Below are 18,982 nucleotides of genomic sequence, written 5' to 3' on the forward strand. Positions count from 1 at the left end.
CCTGTCACGAAACCGCCGCATCTCCCGACGGAAGGTGGCGGCCGACGTCCGCCCGCCCCCGTGCCCCCAGCTTGCGCAGCACCTTCGCCACGTGTTGCTCCACCGTGCGCGGCGACAAAAACAGGCCGTCGGCGATCTCGCGGTTCGTCCGGCCTTCGGCGAGCATGCGGGCGACCTCGCGTTCGCGCGGGGACAGCTCGCGGCCGTAGCCGCGGCGGCCGCGTTGCGAAGGGGCCCACGCGCCGTGCTCGCGGAGCAGGTGGTGGCAGCGGCCGGCGTCGCGCGTGGCGCCGAGGCGTTCGTACGCGCGGGCCGCGGCGGACAGCGCGTCGACGGCCGGGCGTTGGCCCGCCAGCAGGCGCAGGCAGGCGGCGCGCTCGACCATCGACGTCGCCAGGTACGGCATCGGCAGGCGTGCGTATGCGGCGGCCGCCGCGTCGAAGCCCGCGGCCGCGGCCAGGTGTTTGCCGCGGGCGCCCGTCAACACCGCGCGGCCCGCGGACAACGCGGCCACGGCCAGGGGTGCGTCGCGGCCGGTGATGCCGCGCGCGAACTCCTCGACGAACGCGTCGGCGTCCGACCAGCGGCCCGCGCGCGCGAATGCCTCGGCCGCCGCGGGCACCAGGGACGCCGCCCACACCCAGACGCCCTTGCGTCGCGCCGCATCGACGGCGACGTCGGCGACGGCGACGGCACCCGCCACGTCCTCGCCCGCCAACAGGATCCCGATCTGCACCGAAGCGGCCGAAAGCACCACGGGGATCGGTCCGTCAGCGGGAACCGACGCGCGCGCCAAATGTTCAGTAGCCACAGCGAATTCGCCCCGAACCGCCGCCAAACCGCCGAGCACCAGCGAAGTCTCCATCACGATCGGCCCCAGCTCCGGGTACCGCGAGCGCACGTCCTCCGCCGTCTCCGCGAGCCCGTCCCACTCGCCGCGGAACCACGCCAGCCGCGCGTGTGTGCCCTGGATCAGGCCGATCGCGTACAGCGCCCCCGCGTCCGAAGCGCGCCGCGCGCCCTCCTCGACGAGCCGGGTGGCCCGGTCGAGGCGCCCGGCCCACGACTGCGCGTCGGCCAGGTTGCACCACAGCCGCGCGAGCTGCACGCGCTCGGCCACGCTGTCGCCGACGTCCGGCAGCGCCTCGAACTCCGCCCACGCCGAACCGTCGCCGATGTGCGAAGCGTTGGTGATCCGGTCGACGGTCAGCGCCAGCCGCAGCTCCGGGTCCGGCAGTCCGGAATGGACTTCCCGCGCCCGCCGCATCCAGCCTTCGTGCCACGAAAGGGGAGTGAGCCCGTCGATGGGTTGCGCCAGCAGGTTGATGCCGCGCGCGGCCAGCTCCGGCCGGTCCACGAGCTCGGCGACGGCACGCTCCACCTCCTCGCGCCCGCGTTCCAGCCGTCCGATCGTGCGCACCAGCAGCATGCCGAGCGACAGCCGGATCGTCCCGCGCACGGTCGGCGGCAGCGGCCGGTCCTCCAGCACGCGTTCCAACGTCTCGATCACGTCCGGGCGAAAGCCGCGCAGCGCCACCTGGCTCAGCTTCGTGGCGAGCCGTCCGGCGTCGTCAGAGGCCGGCAGCACGGCCTGCAACAGGTCGATCGCGCGCGAGGTCTCGCCGTGGACGATGGCCTCGTCGGCCGCCGCCTCCGCGTAACGAAGCCATTTCTCCGTGCGCCCGGCCGCATAAGCGTGCTGAGCCAGCAACAACGAGGGCGGCGACGGCAACGAACCCAGCACCCGCATCGATTCCGTGTGCAGCAAGGTGCGCTCCGGGCCGCTCACCGTGTCGTACACGGCCTTGCGCACCAGTGGATGCCGGAAGCCGTACCGGTTCTCACCCAGCTCAGCCACCAAACCCCCGGCCAACGCGGCCAGCAGCGCCGCCCGCAGCGACTCCTCACCGAGCCCCGCCACCTCGGCCAGAGTCGCCGGCTCCGCGGGCACCGCCAGCACCGCCGCGGCCCGCGTCAGCTGCGCCGCCTCCGCGGGCAACGCGGCCAGCCGCTCCGTCACGGACTCCCGCAACGGCGCCGGCACCTCCAGGTTCTCCAGCAGCCGGTCCGACAGTCCCTCGCCGGCCGGCAACGGCACGTTCCGTAAGGCCCGCAACGTTTCCTCGACCACGAACGGGATCCCACCCGTGCACTCGTGCAGCTTCGCCGCGAACTCGTCAGTCACGCGCGGCAGCTCAAGCACGTGCACAGCCATCGCCCGCACCGCCGCGACGTCGAGCGGCCCGAGCGCGACGCGTGCCGTGTGGACACTCGGCGCCGCCCGCACCGGCGCGCCCAACGGCCCCGGCCACGGCTGCGCGCCCGTGCGATAAGCGGCCACCACGGCCAGCTCGGGCGGCAGGTCGACGGCGAGGAACCGCATCAGGTCGCACGTGCCCTCGTCGGCCCACTGCAGGTCGTCGACCAGCAGGATCGTCGGTCCACAAGCGACAAACAGCTCCCGCACGGCGCGGAACACGCGGTGCCGCTGCGCGTTCGGGTCGTCCAACGGCTCGGGCGTCGGCGGCAGCCGGTCGGCCAGCTCCGGCAGCAGCGGCCGCAGCACGCCGGCCACGGGGCTCAGCGGTCCCAGCGGACGCTCGCCCACCGCGTGCAACGCCTCCAGCACCGGCCCGTAGGGGAACGGCTCGCGCAACGGCTGGCAAATCCCACGCAGCACGCGGCCATCGGAGAACTCGGGCCGTCGCGCCAGCTCGGCCAGCAGGCGCGAGCGGCCCATCCCCGGTTCACCCTCCACGAGCACGGCGGCCGGTCGGTGGGTGAGTACCTCGGCCATCGCGGTGAGCTCCTGGTCCCGGCCCGCGAAAGCCGTCGGCCCGGTGCGCACGGTGACCGACGTCGGACGGGGGACGGCCTGCGACATGTCGACCTCCCTGCACGCTTGTCCGTTTCGTCGGGAGCCTAAGCAGCGTTCAGCCACCCGTAAACCAGCCGACGACCTGCGTCTCGGCACCCGGCTCACACGTCTGCGTACACAGCGTCACCGGTTGGCAGACGGATCTTCGGCGCAGGATCACCATGCGTACGAAACTTCGGGCATCCCCTCGTTCCAGGGGCGCATAACACGTTCCGGCCGCTGAAAGAGCTACGCAAAGTAGTTGCCGGAATCCCTACTTATGGACGGTGCCGCGAGAGAAAATGGTGCCGATACGGCGTCTGGAGCAGGACGTTCGGCCAAGGGGATTGCGTATACCTATCCGCGCCGAGCCCTTATTGCAGTGGACTGGACCACGCTGCACGCTCTCATCCCGGGGGAAGGGATGCGCCGCGTGGCCGCACCGGTGCCGCGCGTAATCACGAGGGAGGAAGCATGAAGATCATCAGATTCCTCGGTATCGCCGCCGTCGCCGCCGCGACGGCGGGCACGATGGCCGCGGTCACGAGCCCGGTCGCGGGTGCCACCTTGTTGAACCCCGACATGGTGCCGGCGATGCAGCGCGACCTCGGTCTCACCCACGACCAGGCCATCGCCCGGCTCGCCGCCGAGGACTCCGCAACGAAGGTGGGCCAGGCGCTGGAAACCGCGCTCGGCGACAGCTTCGGCGGCGCGAGCTACGACGCGGCCACGGGCAAGGCGCGCGTCGGCGTGACCGACGCTTCGCTCGTGGAGAAGGTGCGCGCGGCGGGCGCGGAGGCGCAGGTCGTGCGCTTCAGCGAGCGTCAGCTCGACTCCAGCGTGGCCAAGCTCAACGCGGGTGAGAAGACCGCGCCGCAGTCGGTCACGGCGTGGGGCGTGGACCCGGCGTCGAACCGAGTGACGATCACCGTCCTCAAGGGACAGCGGGCGGCGGCGGAGAAGTTCGCCCGCCAGTCCGGTGTGGACACTTCCGCGCTGGAGGTCACGGAGACCGCCGCCAAGCCGCAGCTGCACTACAACGTGCTCGGCGGTGACGCGTACTACATCGGCGGTTCGTCGCGCTGCTCCGTCGGCTTCTCCGTGAACGGCGGCTTCCTCACGGCCGGCCACTGCGCCGCGCTCACCGGTGCGGGCCCGCTGACCGGCTACAACCGGGTGTCCATGGGCTCGTTCTCCACCTACCGTTTCCCGGGCAGCGACTACGCGTACGCACGGGTCAACAGCAACTGGACCCCGGTCGGCCAGATCAACAACGGCACCCGCGTGACGGGCTCGACGGCTGCGGCCGTGGGCGCGTCCGTCTGCAAGTCGGGCTCCACCACGGGCTGGACCTGCGGCACGATCCGCGCCAAGAACCAGACCGTGCGCTACCCCGAGGGCACAGTCAGCGGCATGGTGCTCACCAACGCCCGCTCCGACCACGGCGACTCGGGCGGCTCGTTCATCTCCGGCAACCAGGCGCAGGGCCTGCTTTCCGGCGGTGACACCGTGAACACGTACTTCTACCCGATCGTCAGCGCCCTGTCGGCAACCGGCACGACGCTCGTGCGCGGCTGATTTCCCCCGCGAACAGAAGAAGGGCGGATCGAGTGCCTCCAGAGCACTCGAGCCGCCCTTCTCCTGTTACTAGTCCGGCCAAAAGTAGGCCGAACCCCACCCGGCACGTAACCGTTGCTACGAAGCCATTCGGCCGTGACTGTGGTCGGACTGGTAACGATCGGCCCAGTCCGCCGCGGGATCGGCAGTCTCAGGGGTCAGACGTTGCTGATCTCCTCGATCAGCCCGTCGATGTCGAAGTTTTCGCTCTCGGTGCCGAGTGGAACCAGTTCGTAGGAGGACTCCAGGAACGTCTCGACGTCCTCGCGCTCCAGCTCGAACGACGCGTACCCGTCGGGTGACTCGATCTCCAGTGTGAGCATCGCCGGATCCTGGGACAGGTCGGGGCGGATGCGCACGTCGCCCAGCCCGGATGGCTCCTCGAGCCCGGTCACGAGCAGGTCACGTGCGAACGTCCACTCGATCCACCGGCCGCGCTCGGTCCGGAACGCCACGGTGACCGCGAACGGCTCCGCGCAGTGGTAGGACAAGCGGGACAGCACCGGCGTGGTGCTCTCGTTCAGCAACACGAACTGGGTCTGGTGTACGGCGTCGGTGTGCACGGCTGCTCCTGGGGTTTCCTCCGGTGGTTCGCGCCCTGCGAACTGGTCGGCAAGGAGATGATCAGCTTCGGCTCTCGTGACGCCGGTTTCCCGCCATTCACGCGATCGGCTGCATCCGTCCTCAATGGCGTAACACGGACCACATACCCCTTGCGTTCGACCGCTGACCATCCGTCACCCGGGAGGGCAGGGGGTGGGGGACTTTCGTGCAGGGTCACGGAAGTGTCACGGTCCGATGTAGACCGTGGCTTTTCCGGTGCTTTCCGTGGGGTTCAGTCCAGTGGAAGCGTGAGCCCGACCTTCACCCGGTCCATGGCCACGCTCGTGGTGAAGTGCCGGACGTTGGGGTTGTCGAAGAACATCCGCCGCGTGAATGCCTCGAACCCCGCCATGTCGGGGCAGGTCACGATCAACACGAAATCCGCCGTGCCCGTGACGTAGTAACACTGCTGCACGCAGTCGTCGCCCAGCACCTGCCGGCGGAACGCGTCCAGCACGGCCAGATTCTCCCGCTCCATCTCCACCATGACGACGAACGTCATCGACAGCCCGAGGGCGCCGGGGGACAGCACGGCGACCTCCTTCTCGATCACGCCCGTCTCGCGCAGGCGCTTGATGCGGCGCTGCACGGCGGCGGCCGAGAGGCCCACCTTCGCGCCGATGACCTCGGCGATTGTGCGCGAGTCGGCCTGCAGGCAGGCGAGGATGGCGAGGTCCAGCCGGTCGAGGTCGGGAGTGAGCACGCTTCAGGCTAACCGGGTGCACCGACTCGACGCTTCGTCTTTACCGAGGCTCACCCACTGATCAAGAACGGGTTCGCCCAATACCTCCTATCGAGCGAACGTGAAAGAGGAGGATTAGTGACGTGCACCACAACTGACCGGTCTACCCAGGGGTAGCCCATAGAAGTGGAGCGAGCCGGTGGAACCGCCGTCCACCGGCCGGGGAGGTAGTAACTGTGAGTCCTGTCGGGTTCCCACCTGGTCGTACCGCTGTCGTGACCGCTCTCGGCCGCGCGCTGCCCGAACGGGTCGTGACCAACGACGAGATCGCGCAGACCCTCGACACCTCCGACGAGTGGATCCGCACGCGCACCGGCATCCGCGAGCGCCGCATGGCCGCGCCCGGCGAGTCCACAGTGGATCTCGCCGTTGCCGCGGGCCGCGAAGCGCTCGGCGACAGCTCCGTCGACGCCGTGGTGCTCGCCACCTCCACCGCCGACCAGCTCTGCCCCGCCAGCGCGCCCCAGGTGGCCGCGCGGCTCGGGCTCGGCACAGCCGCCGCGTTCGACGTGAACGCCGTGTGCAGCGGCTTCGTCTACGCCCTGGCCACCGCGCAGGGCTTCATCGCCGGCGGCATCGCCAAGCGCGTGCTGGTGATCGGCGCCGACGTCTTCACCTCGCTGGTCGACCCGACGGACCGCACCACCGTGCCCATCTTCGGCGACGGCGCGGGCGCGGTCGTCCTGCGCGCCGGCGACTCGAACGAGCCGGGCGCGATCGGCCCGTTCGACCTCCACAGTGAGGGCGAGCTGGCTGACCTGCTGTGGGTCGAGGCGGGCGGCTCGAAGCACCGCTTCTCCGAGGACCCGCGCGACCATCACCTCGTCATGCAGGGCACGGCGGTGTTCCGCCACGCGTGTGCGCGCATGGCCGAATCGTCGCGTGCCGTGCTGGAGCAGGCCGGCTGGATGGTCGGCGACGTCGACCGGTTCGTGGGCCACCAGGCGAACATCCGCATCCTCCAGGCGACGGCGAAACAACTCGGGCTGCCTGCGGACGCTGTGGTGGCCAACATCGACCGCGTCGGCAACACCAGCGCCGCCTCGATCCCGCTCGCTTTGGCGGACGCCGTGGAGGACGGGACGTTGGTGCCCGGCCACCGGGTGCTGCTGACCGCGTTCGGGGCCGGGCTGACCTGGGGTTCGACGTTGCTGACCTGGCCTGAGCTGGGCTAGATCGTCCAGGCCCTAGTTCGTCCACGCCTCAGTCGCTTGCTGACGGCCGCGCAGCAGGAGCGGGCCGTGCGGCTGCCAGAACTCGCGCTCGCCGCCGAGCGCGGCTTTCACGGCGCCTTCGCTGGCCAGGATGCGTGACGGCACGGACTTCGCGTGCTCGGTGAGCCGCGCGGCTTCGTTCACGGCGTCGCCGATCACGGTGTACTCCAGCCGGCTCGACGTGCCCAGCTGGCCCGCGAACACCTGCCCGCACGCGACGCCGATGCCCAGGTCGAGTTCGCCGTCCGCCACCACGGCGTCGCGGATCGCGCGAGCGGCGGCCAGCGCCATGGTCGGGGCGTCGGACAAGCGCGTGGGCGCGCCGAAGATGCACAGGGCCGCGTCGCCCTGGAACTTGTTGACCAGGCCGCCGCGCGCGTCGACGGCCGAGACCACGCTGGCGAAGAAGCGGTTCAGCTTGGCCACGAGCTCCTCCGGCGGCGTGCGCGACGCGAGCGCGGTGGAGTCGACGACGTCCACGAACAGCGCCGTCACCTCGCGCACGTCGCCGGACAGCGAGGCGCCGTATTCCAGGGCGTGCCGCGCGACGTCCGTGCCGACGTGCCGGCCGAACAGGTCCCGCATCCGCTCCTGCTCGCGCAAGCCGGCGGCGAGCTCGTTCACGGAGGTCTGGAGCATGCCGATCTCGCTGGAGTCGTCGACGTCCACCGACACGTCCGTGGTCCCGCGCGCGATCCGGTCCAGCGCCACGCGCAGGCGGTGCAGCGGCGCGGCGACGGCGCGGGCGAGCAGCGCCGTGCCGATGGCGCCCGTGGTGAGGCCGATCACGGACAGCGTGATCAGGCTCGCCGTCGGGTTGGCGCGGCTGACGTCGGGCGGCGTCGCGACCAGCAGCACGCCGACGAGCGGCACGCCGCTGGCCAGCGCCCACGTGACGATCAGCCTGGTCAGCACGGTGACCGGCAGTGAGCCGTGGGGCGGCGTCACGTCGAGCGCGATCGTCATCACCGGCCGCGCCACCCACTCCGCGGCGAGGTACATCAGGCCGACGGTGGTCAGCCCGCCGAGGCCGATCGTCAGCGCCATGCCGGACGCGTCGTCGAACGAGCCGAGCACGCCGGCCAGCGTGCCGAGCGCGATCGTGCCGATGAGCCACAGCGTGCCGCTGACCACGGCCATGTCCACGGGCAGCCGCAGGGCGCGCTTGGCCTCGTCCTCGGTCGGCGGGCGGCCGATCGTGAACCACACCACGGTGCGTCGCTGCAGGTAGGCGGTCCAGAGCGTGCCCACGAGCAGGCTCGCGGCCACGATCCCGCCCGCCGTCAGGCCGAGGATCCACCCGCGGTCGCCGACGTCCCCGGGCAGCCCCTGCAGGAACAGCAGCAACGCGACGACGGCCGACCCGGCGACACTCGACCCGATGCCGAGCGCGGCGAAGCCCAGACTGGTGCGCAGGACCAGCCGGAACCGCCCCGCCGTTCGCTTGCGCACGCCGCCGATCGTACGGGCTGGCGCTCGCGTCCGGCTCGGCGAGAAAAGGCGTGGCAGCTCTCGCGGCCGCGTCGCTACCGTGCTGCCCATGCAACCCCTCGACGCCGACGCGATCCGCGCCTCCTTCGTGAACTGCTCCCGCGGCGAGGCCAAGTCCGTCACCCTCCCCGCCGACGTCCCCTGGGCCACGCGCGACTTCCTCGGCTGGCGCGACCCGAAGGCCCCCGGCCGCGCGTACCTCGTGGTGCCCCGAGACGGCGGGGTTGTGGGGCTGTCCCTGCGCGCCGCGCCCCCCGCGACGTCGCGCTTGCGCAGCAACATGTGCGCCTTCTGCTCCACCACCCACGCCACGTCCGACATCACCCTCTTCTCCGGCCGCCGCGCCGGCAAGTCCGGCCGCGAGGGCAACACCCTGGGCACGTACGTCTGCGCCAACCTGTCTTGCAGCGCGTACGTCCGCGGCGAACTCAAGCCGGCCGTCCCGCAGCCCGTGGAGACCCTGACCCTGGACGAACGCGTGGCGCGCATGGAGGACCATGTGCGGAGGTTTGTGGACCGGATCCTGGAACCGCACTAATGCGGGTGCTCGTCACAGGCAGGTCGGGGGTGGGCAAGAGCGCCCTGTTGGCCGAGCTGGGCGCCAGCGGGTTCTCGACCGTTGACACCGACTACGGCCCGTATACCGAAGTGGTTGACGGGGAACGGTTGTGGCGTGAGGACGTCATGGCGGAGTGCTTCCACCGAAGTTCGACCGCGATTTTTGTTTCCAGCACCCACCTTCGCGCCCGCCAGACAGCCCCCGCCCTCCCAAGGGGGGCGTCCCCATCCCAGTTTACCGTTGCCAGGCCCCGAAAAACGGCCATCGGGGAATCTGTGGACAACTGCGGTATCGACTGCGGGAGGTGTGGACAAGTCGGGGGTCGCGGTTGACACCGAGCGCCGCCCGTGCAGGTCCGAGGCCGCGGCGGAGTAGTGCCGACGCGCCGGGTCCGGGCGATGCACGCGGAAGCTCACGCAACAGCCCAGGCACAGCGTGCTCGGATTTCCCCGACGTACTTCAGCCGGCTCCGACTCGGCTACACGGCAGAGTCGTTGCCCGCCGCGTAATCGTGGGCATAAGACTTCGCATCCAACAAATGCTTCAGCGTGATCTCCCGCGCGGCAGGTCCGTCGGAGGCCTTCAAGGCCGACAGGATCGCCCGGTGTTCATCCACCGCCTTGCGGATCTGGCCCGGTAACCGCAGCGCCGCCCGGCGCTCCTCGCCCACCAGGGCCAGGACGGAACGCAGGAGGTCGGCGACGTCGTCGTTGCCGGCGTTGCCCGCCATGACGCGGTGGAACTCGGCGTCCGTCGCGATGACGCGCAGCATGTCGCCCTCGGCGGCCGCGGCTTCCATCTCGGCGACGTTGTCCTCGAGCTTCTGGATCGTCCGCGGCGAGTGGTTGCCGGCGAGTCGCTCCGCCAGCGTCGGCTCGACCGTCGCGCGCAGGTCGAACAGCTTCTCCACCAGCTGCTCGTGCTCGGAGAACCAGCTACTCAGCGGCGCTTCGGTCTGCTCGCGGACGTAGGTGCCGGAGCCCGCGCGGATCTGGACGTAGCCGATCGAGTCCAGCACCCGCAGCGCCTGCCGCAGCGATCCGCGGCTGATGCCGAGCTGCTCGCACAGGGCGCGTTCCGCGGGCAGCCTCGAGCCCGGCGGGAGCTCGCCACTGTCGATCATCGCGCGCAGGCGGTCGACGGTGGCGCTCCAGACCTGTTCGGATTCGTGGGCCACCCGCCCATCCTGGCAGGTCGCGGCGGGCGGCGGAAAATGTCGGTGGTGCGTGCCACTCTGAGGACGTGACTGCGAAGTTCAAGGATTTGGCCCTCGACGCCCAGGACCACCAGAAGCTGGCCGACTGGTGGTGCGTCGCGCTGGGCTACGTGCGGCGCGGCGAGACCCGCTCAGCCGACGACCCGGTGCCGATCGTCGACGCCGCCGGGGTGGGGCCGTTGATCTGGGTCAATCCGGTGCCTGAGGTGAAGACGGTGAAGAACCGGATGCACCTCGACGTGTTCGGGGATGTGGGGGAGTTGGTTTCGTTGGGGGCGGTGCTGGTGAGGAACAAGGGTGCGGATATCGATTGGTGGGTCATGGCGGATCCGGAGGGGAATGAGTTTTGTGTGTTTGAACCACGGTGAATGGGCGGCTCGACCCGCTGCGTGGATCATTGCGCCCCGGGGGTGAGTGTTGACACCTCGATCCCGCGTGGAGGGCGGGGATCGAGGTGTCAGGGCCGGGTCTGGGTGCAGTTGGAGTTGGGTGGCTGCTTTCAGTTGCTGACTGCCGGAAGGCTGTTTCCCCGTTGCTGATGCCAATTCTCACCGGCGTCCGGGTGATCCGTCGAACGGCTCAGTTCCGCCCATTTCTCGTCCACAGCCAAGCGGTTGCGCCAGACTTCGCGGCCGTATTCGTACGCGTCGCTGCCGGCCAGCAGCCGCAGTGGTGGGTCCGGAAGCTCCGCAACGCGAAGCACCAGGTCGGCGACGAGAGCCGGGTCGCTGGTCGCGGTCTTCTCGAACCCCGCCATGGCGCGGGCGGAAGCGCCGACCGTCGGCTCGTAGGGCGCGCTGATCGGCGGCGTCGCCATCGACGAGCCGGCCCAGTCGGTGCGCATGCCGCCCGGCTCGAGCACGGTGACCTTGATCCCGAGCGGCACGACCTCCGCCGCAAGCGCCTCGCTGAACCCGCCGACAGCCCACTTCGCTGACTGGTACGCCGTCATCCCCGGGCTCCCGATCCGGCCGCCCACCGAGGAAATCTGGATGATCCGCCCGCCGCCCTGCCGGCGAAGTGCCGGAACAGCGGCCTTCGTGACATAGACCGTGCCCAGGAAATTGGTCTCCACCTGGCGCCGGAAGACGTCCAGCGACGTGTCCTCAAGGGCCGCTCGATCCCCCTGGCCGGCGTTGTTCACGACGACGTCGAGGCGCCCGAACGCCCGAACACCACCGGCGACAGCGGCCTCCGCAGCAGCAGGATCGGTGACGTCCAGCGCCTCGACGTGCACCTGCGACCCGAAGCGTTCCCGCAGGTCATCGAGCGAACGCGGGTCACGGGCGGTCGCCACGACCTGGTGCCCGGCCGCCAAGGCGCGCTCCACGATCTGGCGGCCCAGGCCGCGCGAAGCGCCGGTCACGAAGAAAACCACGACAACCTCCGAAGTCCGATTTAACGCAAGTTGATTGCGTTACCAGGACCGTAGCACCCCGAGACGGGGTAACGCATCCGGCTTGCGTTAAAGTGTGGTGTGCATCGCCGAGCGCGTTCCGAGGAAGCCAAGCTGCAGCGCGCCGAGGACCTCCTCGCCGCGGCCCGCGGGCTGGCCGTCGAGCTGGGCGGGGTGCGGCACGTGACGCTCGCGGCCGTCACGGAGGCGGCGGGGCTGCACGCGTCGGCCGTGCGGCGGTACTTCGCCAGCCGCGAGGAGCTGTTCCTCGAGCTCGCCGAACGCGGCTGGGAGGAATGGCGCGACGTCCTCACCGCCCGCCTCGCCGGCGCCCGCGGCCTGCCTCCGGGCGAGCTCGCCGAGGCGCTGAGCACGACGATCGTCACGCTCCCGCTCTTCTGCGACCTGCTCACGCACGTGTCGCTGAGCCTCGAAGGCGACGTCTCCGTCGAGCGGGCGCGCCAGTACAAGACGAGGTCCTTCAAGGCGTACGACGTGATCGTCGACACCCTCGTCAACGCCGGAACCCTTACCGCGCAACAGGTCCACGACGTCATCGCCGCGCTGCTCGGCACCACGTCGTACTTCTGGCAGCTCTCCCACCCGACGGCCACCCTCGCCGAGCTCTACCGCCAGGAACCCCGCTGGTCCCACACAGCGCTCGACTTCGAGCCCCGCCTCACGCGGCTGCTGAAAGCCACCGCGGAAGGCCTCGCCGAGCGTTAACCGAGCGCGTTCGACGCCAGGTGCAGCGCCTCGATCAGGTGCGCACGGTGTCCGGGGTGGACGTTGATGCGCGCCTCGCCGTGGGTGTTGCCGATGAACGTCAGCACGCGGCCGCGGTCGGTGAGGTCGAGGACGGACATCGGGGTGCTGCGCGTCCGCCGGCCCGCGTCGTCGCGCGTCGCGACGTACAGCTGGTGCGCGGCATCGCGACCGGCGCGCATGAGGCGGCGGAGCTCGTCGGCTTCATGGGACATCTCGGTCAGTGGATTGTCGGACTCGTAGTCGCGCCCCGCGTCCTCGAAATGGGCCTTCGGCACGCTCATCGGCGCCAGCCGCGCCGGCGGGCGCGTGGGCAGCGCGTCCACCAGGTGCTCCGCAACCTCCCGCGCCGGGATCGGGTCGAGCTGCACCACGCGGTGGTCGGTGATCAGGCGGACGGCGTCACGGCCCGACTCGGCCACGAGGATCGCGCCGTCGTCCGCGCCGTCGCGGAAGTTGCTCCACGAGTACATCTCGCGCGCCGGGTCGGCGAGGACGTCCAGCGTCGCGCGCCACGGCCGGGCGAGCTCACCGGCCGATGTGGCCAGCCCCCGGTCGTACAACGCATCCAGCGCACGTCGGCGCAGCGTCGCCTCGGCTTCGTCGGTGCGGTACGTCTGGTCCGGCCCCACGACAATCGGCGGCTCACCGAGCGCGGCGACGGTCCAGGCAACCAGGAACACCGGCCGGGGCAACCGCACCGGTCTGTCGATGATCGTCATCGGTCTGCTCAGGCTCCGATGGTCGGGGGCGTCGGCGGAAGGCCGGTGTGGGGATCGAGGAGCCTGCCGTCTTCGTCGTCGAGGAGCGAGAAGGCGGAGTCGTCGTCGATGCCGTACTTGCGTTGGTGCTCGGCGTCTTCCTCGCCCTTGCCCTTGTTGCCGGCTGCGCCCATGCCGCCCATTCCGGGCGAGCCCTTGGCGCCGGCCACCCCACCTCGGCTGCCCAGGGCGCCTGCTTCACCGAAGGCGCCGGACCCGGCACCACCACCGAGCCGCGACCCGGTTCCAGTCCCCGCCCCGCCGCGTCCGCCGAACGCCCCGGACCCACCTGCGCCGCCCGCACCGGCACCGGCGCCGGCGCCTACGCCGAAGCCGCCAGGCCCGAAGCCGTCCCCTCCCGTCGCCGACCACGACGGATTCCCACTGCCGACCGGGAACCTCTGCCCCGGCGGCGGAACTCGCGGATCGTCCAGATCACTCGACGTGTGCGTGTCGTCATCGTCACCCGGCCGCCTACCCGGCCGCTCCTCATCCCGCGGCGGCCACTGCTCCGGCGGCACCACCGGCCGCCCTGTCGGCGGCGGCAACACTGTCGGCGGCGGAATATTGGGCGGCGGCGTGGTCGGCGGGGGTGTCGTCGGCGGAGGCGTCGTGATGTGCCGGGTGTCGACCTCGGACTGTGAGGTGGAGGTGGTGTCGTCACCGTCTTTGCCGTCGTCCCGCTTTTTCTTGACCAGGTGCTTCACGGGCTTCGTCGGCTGGGTGATCGTGACAGTTCCGCCGAAATTGTCGAGCGTCCCGTAGTCGTTCTGGAGGCCTTGGCCGCTGGTTTGCGCCTGGCTCGCGTAACTCTGATACCGCGCGAGGTTCTGTTCAGCCAGCTGGTTGTACTGGCTGATCTTGTCCTCGGTGTCCGTGTCCCACGGCGTCGCCACGTCGATGAAGTCCTTGTGCGGCGGCTGGTTCGGCATGTCCTGCATCGACTGCCTCATGGAGTCGAAGCCGTGTGCCAGGCCATCCAAATTTTCCTGATTGCTCGTGTATGTCTGCGCGGCGGACGTCGTGGCGTTGGTGAACATCCTGATCCGGGCCTGCGCGGCGTCGGCGCCGCCACCTGTCCACACGGATTCGAGATTGGTGCTCAGGCCCTGGATGTCTCCGCTGAGCGTTCGGTGGTCGTCGGCGAGAGCGCCGGCCTTGACGGCGCCGTCGTGCCAGCTGGCGGCGCCTGCGCTGTTCTTGATCTTTTGCACCAACTCAGGTGTCGGCACCGACTGCGTGCCGACGTTGCCGTGCCAGACGTCGTCGGCCCAATGCCCGACGTCGCTGAAGCGGTCGCCGACCCACTTCGCGCCATCCCCGAGCATGTCAAAGAAGCCCATTACGCACCGGCTTTCTGGCGCAGGTTGGTGACAATCATGTCGACTACTTGAGCCGCGACGTCGCAGGGATCTTTTGTGCCGATCTTGGCAGAGCTGAGGTACAAGGAGGTGTCGAAGGAGAGATCGTCGCGGATGCCGGTGCTCACTTCACAGAAGGAGCTCGTGTTGCCGGCGCTTTCCGTCGAGTACGCGACTGCCGGGAAACCTTGGACCGGAGGGAGTACCTGCCAGCGCTTGACCTGCCGCTGGGTGTTCTCGTAAACACCGCTGAGCCCTTGATGGGTCTGGGTCACGAAGCTGACGCCAACGGCTGCCCCGCTGGTGCTGTTGTGCCAATTGCAGGCGGGGCCGAGGCCTGCCGAATCGTCCCGCGCGCCCTGCGGTGTGATGGTGAGGATCCGATTGAGCTGGTCCGGAGTGAGCGCGTCTTGACACGGGTCACCTGACAGCACCGATGCCGGAAGCGGGTGCTCGACGCGCGGGGCACCGTCATGAGGCAGCGCGGCCGTGGTCGCCGACGGCGCGGTGCTCGCCGGTGTGGACGGGCTCGCGGTCGAGCAGCCGGCCGCGACAGTCAGCACCGCAGCGGCAGCGGACAAGGTCATGACCACCCGATACTTCGTCACGCCAACCCCGTGTTCTGTTGTCCGGCCGCCGCGTTCTTCACGTCGGTTCCGGCTTGTTCGTCGGCCGTCACTGTGAGTCCCAGCGCTTTCTCCAGCGCCTGTACCAGATCTGAAGCGTATTTCAGCTCCTGTGTGACCTGATCATTGCCGGAGGCGAAGGCTCCTGTGCCCTGCCCGCCGACGAGCAGAGAGTTGTAGCTGACACTGCTGGGGTCGTCAGCCGGGGCCTTGATCTGGAGCAGTTCGATCGCCTTGTGCTGGAGGTCCTGAAGTCGGTCGCGGACGCTCCTGGCGCGGGTGAGCATGCCCTGGGCCTCCTCGCGGCTGAGGCTGAACCGTCCGGCGCCCGGCCCGCCGGGATTGGGTACGTCGCCGACAGCACCGCCACTGGCCGCACCGCCGCCGGCGGGTGCGTCGGTGATGACGAAGTCGAGCCCGGTGAGCCAGCTTGGCTCCGAGGCAGTCTCAGCCACTGCCTTCCCCCTCTGAAAACACGTCGGTCCGGCCGTGGACCGCCCCCTGCGGTCTACCGTAATGGACTGATCACCCTCGGGTGGGCATTTTGCCGAAGTCGGGCAAAGGGCGCCAGGGCGCAGTCGCCGATCGGGTGGACGGCCGTCATCCGGCCGCGCGCCGGCGGAGGTTGGTCACGAGTAGGTCGGCGATTTGGGCCCCCACGTCACAAGGCGCGGCCTTGCCGACCTTCGTGCTGCCCAGGTTGAGCGAGACATCGACGGTCAGGTCGTCCCGGATGCCAACGCTCACCTCGCAGAAATCCTTCTCGGCCTCCGCCCCGACAGCCACGTCCGAGACGGCCGGGAACCCCTGGATAGTCGGCAGCTCCTTCCACAGGCTGGCTCGTGGTTTCGTGTTCGCGTACACGGCGCTGAGCCCGTCGTGCACCTGTGTGGTGTAGCTGATGCCCACGACGGCGCCCGTATCGCTGTTCGTCCAGCGGCACGCGGGCCGAGAGACGGGAGGTCGTCACGTTTGCTGGGCACCGCACTTCCGAAGACCTGCTTGACCTGGTCCGGAGTCAACGCCTCCTGGCACGGGTCACCGGAGACCACGGAGGCGGGCAGGTGGTGCTCGACCTTCGGGGCGCCGTGGTGGGGCAGCGTCTCGGTGGCCGGGGAGGTGGTGGCCGGAGCGGCCGGGGGCTGCTCGAGCAAGCGGAGACGGCTATCGCGGCCCCGCACAACGTGACCAGCCCAGCAAATCCACGCACGGCCAGCCTCCCCGAGTGTTCAGGCCGCGATCGGCCGGTTACTTCAGGTTACCGAGACAAAGGGGACAGGGCGTCACCTACTAGGGGCCAACCGGCACTGTCGCTCCTGACACATCGCGTCGCGGGGGTGGGCGGGGGTGCTTAGGGTGCCGGGGTGGGTGCGTTATGACGTGGTGGCATGCGGTGATCATCTTCGTCGCCGGGGTGTGGGCGGGGACGATCAACGCGGTGGTCGGGTCGGGGACGTTGGTGACGTTTCCGGTGCTCGTGGCGTTGGGGTACCCGCCGATCACGGCGACGACGTCCAACGCCGTGGGGCTCGCGCCCGGCACGATCAGTGGGGCGTACGGCTACCGGGCCGAGCTGGAGGGGTACTGGCCGCAGGTGCTGAGGTTCTCGGTGGCGTCGTTCTTCGGCGCGATCGGGGGGACGATTCTGCTGCTGACGTTGCCCAAGGACGCCTTCGAGACGATCGTGCCGGTGCTCGTGGGGCTGGCGGTGGTGCTGGTGATCGTGCAGCCGAGGGTGTCGAAGTGGGTGCAGAAGCGTCGTGACGCCAACGGCACCGAGCACAAACCCGGGCCGCTGCTTCTCGGGTTGCTGTTCGTCATCGGCATTTACGGCGGCTATTTCACCGCCGCGCAGGGCGTGATGATGATGGCCGTCATGGGGATGCTGCTGTCGGAGCCCCTGCAACGGCTCAACGGGGTCAAGAACGTCCTCGCGGCCGTCGTCAACGTCATCGCCGGCCTCATCTACGCCGTGGTCGCCCCGGTGAGCTGGCCGGTGATCGGGCTGCTGGCCGTCGGGTCGACGATCGGGGGGCAGATCGGGGCGAAGGTCGGCCGCAAGTTGTCGCCGACGGTGTTGAGGGCCGTGATCGTGGTGATCGGTGTTGCGGCTGTGGTGGAACTAGTCCTGAAGTGACTGCCACTGCCACGGTCGTGAGTGTTGTGCACGGGTGATGGCAGGGGTGAGACGCCGGCCGCTGATGTCTTCGTGGTGACTTGCCACTGTGGCAAGGAGCGTCCTTGATCGGTCGGTGTCGAGGGCGAATTCTTTGACCCGGTCGAGAACTTGCCGGTACTCACTGAGCTCGTTTGGGCTCTCGAGGTACAGCGACGTGAATTGATTCTCCGCGTACACAACCGGCTTGTGGTTCCGGAAATGCAGCAAACGAAACGCCGGTCCGAAAACCCCGGCCGGGCAGCTGTCGGCCGGGATCACTCGCACAGCACAGTGCGGCTCCGACGAGACGAACAGCAGGTGGAAGAGCTGATCACGCGTCACCTCGGGCTCCGCGACCGGCGCGCGAAGCACGTCTTCGTGGATGGACGCGCTGAACCTGGGCGGGTTCACGCGGCGCAGAAGCTTCTGTCTGTTCAGCCAGTCCCACTCGCAGAGGGAGTGCGACGCGGCAAGATCAGCGGAACGGATGCCGTCCCGCCGACCCATGCCACCCTGTCACACCAAAGATCACACCAAAAACTCCCGGGCGGCCGCCAGGAACAGGTCGTTCTCCTCCGGGGTCCCGATGGTCACGCGAGCACCATCGCCCGGGAACGGGCGCACGATCAGCTTGCGGTCCAGCATGTGCTCGGAGAAGGCGACCGTGCGCTCGCCCAGTGGGAACCACACGAAATTGGCCTGAGTAACCGGAATCTCGTAGCCCATGGAAACCAACGCTGTACGCACGCGGTCGCGTTCGGACATGATTTCGGCGCAGCGTTCCATGAGCTCGTCGGCGGCGTCCAGCGAAGCCATGGCGGCGACCTGGGCGATGGCGTTCACCGAGAAGGCCACGTACACCTGGCGAAGCGCCTCCGCGATTGAAGCGCAAGCCACGGCGTAGCCCACCCGCAGGCCGGCCAGCCCGTAGGCCTTCGAGAAAGTCCGCAGCACCGCCACGTTTTCCCGGGTACGCGCGATTTCCACGCCGTCCGGCACGTCAATATCTGTGACGAATTCCTTGTAGGCCTCGTCCAGCACCACCAGCACGTGGGGCGGCACGGCGTCGATGAAGCGCTCCAGCTCGTCGTGCGTCAGCACGGTGCCGGTGGGGTTGTTGGGGTTGCAGACGAAGATGAGCTTCGTGCGGTCGGTGATGGCCGCGAGCATGGCGTCGAGGTCGAGCCCGTGCCCGGAGGTCAGTGGCACCTTGACCGACTGAGCGTGCGCGACCTGCGTGACGATCGGGTACGCCTCGAACGAGCGCCACGCGAACATCACCTCGTCGCCAGGGCCGCAGACGGCCTGGATGAGCTGCTGGCACAAGGAAACCGAGCCGCAGCCGACCGCGAGGTGCTCGATGGGGACGTCCAAGTCACGAGCGAGGCGTTCGCGCAGGGCGTGGGAACCGCTGTCGGGGTAGCGATTGACGTCGGCCATCGCGTCGGTGATGGCGGCGCGCACGCTGGGCAGCGGGCCGCCTGGCACCTCGTTGCTCGCGAGCTTGATCGCGCCTTGGATCGTCCGGCCGGGGACGTACTTCGGCAACGAATCGAGGTCGGGGCGCGGTGCGAGGGACGGCATCGTCGGTACTCCTCGGGTCAAACGGGATGGCC

The 18,982-nt window shown here is 69.5% G+C and carries 19 protein-coding genes; 6 read left to right on the forward strand and 13 right to left on the reverse strand.

Annotated elements, in window-relative coordinates; genetic code table 11:
• Positions 1–4: 4 nt before the first annotated feature.
• A complete protein-coding gene (locus tag K1T34_RS19485) occupies positions 5–2,884 on the reverse strand; it encodes an AAA family ATPase (protein WP_220245665.1) in 2,880 nt (959 codons plus the stop codon).
• A gap of 447 nt (positions 2,885–3,331) precedes the next feature.
• Between K1T34_RS19485 and K1T34_RS19490 the strand changes: the two genes are divergently transcribed.
• Positions 3,332–4,435: a S1 family peptidase gene (locus tag K1T34_RS19490; protein WP_220245666.1), complete on the forward strand. Its 1,104-nt coding sequence runs from the start codon at positions 3,332–3,334 to the stop codon at positions 4,433–4,435.
• Between the two features lie 197 nt (positions 4,436–4,632).
• On the opposite strand, the gene K1T34_RS19495 is transcribed toward K1T34_RS19490, so the two are convergent.
• Together K1T34_RS19495 and K1T34_RS19500 are read right to left on the reverse strand one after the other, a co-directional pair.
• Complete coding sequence (locus K1T34_RS19495) at positions 4,633–5,037, reverse strand: SsgA family sporulation/cell division regulator (protein ID WP_220245667.1); 405 nt, start codon at positions 5,035–5,037, stop codon at positions 4,633–4,635.
• Between the two features lie 272 nt (positions 5,038–5,309).
• Complete coding sequence (locus K1T34_RS19500) at positions 5,310–5,780, reverse strand: Lrp/AsnC family transcriptional regulator (protein ID WP_220245668.1); 471 nt, start codon at positions 5,778–5,780, stop codon at positions 5,310–5,312.
• A gap of 254 nt (positions 5,781–6,034) precedes the next feature.
• Here K1T34_RS19500 and K1T34_RS19505 point away from each other — a divergent pair, with 254 nt between their 5' ends.
• A complete protein-coding gene (locus tag K1T34_RS19505; protein ID WP_255638587.1) occupies positions 6,035–6,994 on the forward strand; it encodes a beta-ketoacyl-ACP synthase III in 960 nt (319 codons plus the stop codon).
• Between the two features lie 12 nt (positions 6,995–7,006).
• Here the strand turns inward: K1T34_RS19505 and K1T34_RS19510 are convergent, their stop codons facing one another.
• The gene (locus K1T34_RS19510) at positions 7,007–8,485 is read right to left on the reverse strand and encodes an adenylate/guanylate cyclase domain-containing protein (protein WP_255638588.1); all 1,479 of its coding nucleotides are present in this window, start codon (positions 8,483–8,485) and stop codon (positions 7,007–7,009) included.
• Positions 8,486–8,573: 88 nt separating this feature from the next.
• Here K1T34_RS19510 and K1T34_RS19515 point away from each other — a divergent pair, with 88 nt between their 5' ends.
• A complete protein-coding gene (locus K1T34_RS19515; RefSeq protein ID WP_220245671.1) occupies positions 8,574–9,062 on the forward strand; it encodes an FBP domain-containing protein in 489 nt (162 codons plus the stop codon).
• A 499-nt stretch (positions 9,063–9,561) separates the two neighbouring features.
• Here K1T34_RS19515 and K1T34_RS19520 read toward each other — a convergent pair whose 3' ends face one another.
• Positions 9,562–10,260: a FadR/GntR family transcriptional regulator gene (locus K1T34_RS19520; RefSeq protein WP_220245672.1), complete on the reverse strand. Its 699-nt coding sequence runs from the start codon at positions 10,258–10,260 to the stop codon at positions 9,562–9,564.
• Between the two features lie 65 nt (positions 10,261–10,325).
• On the opposite strand from K1T34_RS19520, the gene K1T34_RS19525 reads away from it, so the two are divergent.
• On the forward strand, positions 10,326–10,667 hold the full coding sequence (locus K1T34_RS19525; protein ID WP_220245673.1) for a VOC family protein: 342 nt from the start codon (positions 10,326–10,328) through the stop codon (positions 10,665–10,667).
• 131 nt (positions 10,668–10,798) lie between these two features.
• On the opposite strand, the gene K1T34_RS19530 is transcribed toward K1T34_RS19525, so the two are convergent.
• Positions 10,799–11,677, reverse strand: coding sequence for an SDR family NAD(P)-dependent oxidoreductase (locus K1T34_RS19530; RefSeq protein ID WP_220245674.1), 879 nt, complete (start codon positions 11,675–11,677; stop codon positions 10,799–10,801).
• Between the two features lie 99 nt (positions 11,678–11,776).
• Here K1T34_RS19530 and K1T34_RS19535 point away from each other — a divergent pair, with 99 nt between their 5' ends.
• Complete coding sequence (locus tag K1T34_RS19535; RefSeq protein ID WP_220245675.1) at positions 11,777–12,421, forward strand: TetR family transcriptional regulator; 645 nt, start codon at positions 11,777–11,779, stop codon at positions 12,419–12,421.
• Here K1T34_RS19535 and K1T34_RS19540 read toward each other — a convergent pair.
• From K1T34_RS19540 to K1T34_RS19560, 5 genes are all read right to left on the reverse strand, one after another.
• A complete protein-coding gene (locus K1T34_RS19540) occupies positions 12,418–13,182 on the reverse strand; it encodes an ESX secretion-associated protein EspG (protein WP_220245676.1) in 765 nt (254 codons plus the stop codon). The genes K1T34_RS19535 and K1T34_RS19540 overlap by 4 nt on opposite strands.
• An 8-nt stretch (positions 13,183–13,190) precedes the next feature.
• Entirely contained in the window at positions 13,191–14,564 is a 1,374-nt protein-coding gene (locus tag K1T34_RS19545) for a hypothetical protein (RefSeq protein WP_220245677.1), read from the reverse strand.
• Positions 14,564–15,190 (reverse strand): DUF3558 domain-containing protein, encoded by a 627-nt coding sequence (locus K1T34_RS19550; RefSeq protein WP_255638589.1) that lies wholly within the window; start codon positions 15,188–15,190, stop codon positions 14,564–14,566. The genes K1T34_RS19545 and K1T34_RS19550 overlap by 1 nt, the downstream gene beginning before the upstream one ends.
• Positions 15,187–15,663 carry a hypothetical protein gene (locus K1T34_RS19555; protein WP_220245678.1) on the reverse strand — a complete coding sequence of 159 codons (477 nt, stop codon included), beginning with the start codon at positions 15,661–15,663 and terminating at the stop codon, positions 15,187–15,189. The genes K1T34_RS19550 and K1T34_RS19555 overlap by 4 nt, the downstream gene beginning before the upstream one ends.
• Before the next feature lie 145 nt (positions 15,664–15,808).
• On the reverse strand, positions 15,809–16,117 hold the full coding sequence (locus tag K1T34_RS19560) for a DUF3558 family protein (protein ID WP_255638590.1): 309 nt from the start codon (positions 16,115–16,117) through the stop codon (positions 15,809–15,811).
• A 466-nt stretch (positions 16,118–16,583) separates the two neighbouring features.
• On the opposite strand from K1T34_RS19560, the gene K1T34_RS19565 reads away from it, so the two are divergent.
• Positions 16,584–17,345: a sulfite exporter TauE/SafE family protein gene (locus K1T34_RS19565; protein WP_220245679.1), complete on the forward strand. Its 762-nt coding sequence runs from the start codon at positions 16,584–16,586 to the stop codon at positions 17,343–17,345.
• Here the strand turns inward: K1T34_RS19565 and K1T34_RS19570 are convergent.
• Both K1T34_RS19570 and hisC read right to left on the reverse strand, forming a co-directional pair.
• Complete coding sequence (locus K1T34_RS19570) at positions 17,331–17,873, reverse strand: DUF5753 domain-containing protein (protein ID WP_220245680.1); 543 nt, start codon at positions 17,871–17,873, stop codon at positions 17,331–17,333. The two genes, K1T34_RS19565 and K1T34_RS19570, sit on opposite strands and share 15 nt — an antisense overlap.
• 21 nt (positions 17,874–17,894) lie before the next feature.
• Positions 17,895–18,950, reverse strand: coding sequence for a histidinol-phosphate transaminase (gene hisC, locus K1T34_RS19575; protein ID WP_220245681.1), 1,056 nt, complete (start codon positions 18,948–18,950; stop codon positions 17,895–17,897).
• Between the last annotated feature and the right edge of the window lie 32 nt (positions 18,951–18,982).

Source organism: Amycolatopsis sp. DSM 110486 (assembly GCF_019468465.1).
Lineage (GTDB): Bacteria > Actinomycetota > Actinomycetes > Mycobacteriales > Pseudonocardiaceae > Amycolatopsis.

Coding starts and splice junctions, on each gene's coding strand:
- K1T34_RS19515 (WP_220245671.1), top strand. CDS start 8,574: ATGCAACCCCTCGACGCCGACGCGATCCGCGCCTCCTTCGTGAACTGC.
- K1T34_RS19545 (WP_220245677.1), bottom strand. CDS start 14,564: ATGGGCTTCTTTGACATGCTCGGGGATGGCGCGAAGTGGGTCGGCGAC.
- K1T34_RS19485 (WP_220245665.1), bottom strand. CDS start 2,884: ATGTCGCAGGCCGTCCCCCGTCCGACGTCGGTCACCGTGCGCACCGGG.
- K1T34_RS19565 (WP_220245679.1), top strand. CDS start 16,584: ATGACGTGGTGGCATGCGGTGATCATCTTCGTCGCCGGGGTGTGGGCG.
- K1T34_RS19490 (WP_220245666.1), top strand. CDS start 3,332: ATGAAGATCATCAGATTCCTCGGTATCGCCGCCGTCGCCGCCGCGACG.
- hisC (WP_220245681.1), bottom strand. CDS start 18,950: ATGCCGTCCCTCGCACCGCGCCCCGACCTCGATTCGTTGCCGAAGTAC.
- K1T34_RS19570 (WP_220245680.1), bottom strand. CDS start 17,873: ATGGGTCGGCGGGACGGCATCCGTTCCGCTGATCTTGCCGCGTCGCAC.
- K1T34_RS19540 (WP_220245676.1), bottom strand. CDS start 13,182: ATGACGATCATCGACAGACCGGTGCGGTTGCCCCGGCCGGTGTTCCTG.